This is a genomic window from Xenorhabdus sp. IM139775 (assembly GCF_028598745.1).
Classification (GTDB): Bacteria; Pseudomonadota; Gammaproteobacteria; order Enterobacterales; family Enterobacteriaceae; genus Xenorhabdus.
The window spans coordinates 1-1,382 of sequence record NZ_JAQRFK010000186.1; the positions used below are offsets into that span (position 1 = coordinate 1).

At 35.6% G+C, this 1,382-nt stretch carries 1 protein-coding gene; it reads left to right on the top strand.

Annotation, left to right across the window (positions count from 1 at the left end):
* A partial coding sequence (locus tag PSI17_RS16850; protein ID WP_273553057.1) for a polysaccharide deacetylase family protein occupies positions 1–1,022 on the top strand: 1,022 nt, incomplete at its 5' end.
* Between the last annotated feature and the right edge of the window lie 360 nt (positions 1,023–1,382).

The window sequence follows — 1,382 nt, forward strand, 5'->3', positions numbered from 1 at the left end:
TCGCCAAAGGAAATTTAAAGGAAATTAAAAAATCTGAATTTCCCAGTGATCCTTTCAATATTCTTCCTAAGAAAGCCTCCCAAAATTTGATGGTTTTTGAGGTGGTTCGCGTTTATAGCACACCTGATACAGATAGCGAACCCATTGCCATTTTGATGAAAAATCTCCGCTATCCGGTTTTAGACAAGTTACAAGATCCTTCACACCATACTTGGTACGAAATTAATTTGGGTGATCGATTGGGCTACATTAGTGATCGGGATGCTGAATTGGACACGGGCATTCCTTTGCTAACTTACCATCATATATTGGAAAAAAATAAATATTTTCTACATACCTCAACAACCACGTCTTTGACCGCTTTTCGTGAGCAGATGGCTTATTTGAAGCGGGCAGGTTATACCACAATCTCATTATATGAATTGGAAGGTTACCTAAATGGTTCCATTAACTTACCGGCAAAAGTCGTTGGTTTAACCTTTGATGATGGACTGAAATCCGTTTATCTTTATGCCTACCCCATTTTGCAAGAGAATAGTCAGAAAGCGACACTCTTTATTATTTCATCCAGAATTAAACGTCACCCGCAAAAATGGAACCCTGATAGCCTGCAATTTCTGAGCCTCCCTGAATTATATTCCATGCAGGATGTATTTGATTTTCAGTCTCATACCCACTTCTTGCATCGATTGAGAAAAAATAAACAGCCCATACTATTGAGTCGGTCATACCACACTATCCTGTATGATTTTGCCCACTCCAGACGGGCACTATCACAATTTAACCCTCATGTGTTTTATCTCTCTTATCCTTTTGGCGGGTATAACCCAAAGGCAATGAAAGCGGCTAAACAAGCTGGATTTCATTTGGCTGTTACCACAGTACAGGGAAAAGTTAAGTTAGGCGATAATCCTTTTTCTTTGAAAAGGTTATATATATTGCGGACAGATCCGATTGAAAAAATGGCAAAAATGATTTCTAATCAGTCAGATCCAATACTTTTGCAACCGATTGAAAATTGAATATGGCATGTAAAATCATTTATTCGATAAATCACCGCAGTACATGACTTAATGTGATAATTTTTACTAAGGATGGAGATTATGGATTTCTTGGTATCAATATTGGAAATTTTTTATGACTTCATGAAATGCATTATCAAGTTTTTTGCATGGATATTTAAGATTACCATGAAGGATATTGTTATCTCATTGCTTTCTATCGTTATCTTATTCTGCATTATATTTTCATTCATAATGCCTAAATTTATTTTCAGTATGTTACTGTTATCGATGTTTGTCTATTTGGGTTTTAAATTCCGTAGGAAAATAAGAAATCGTCTGAATAAGAAAAATATTATGGATTATTTTAAGGGTCTATTC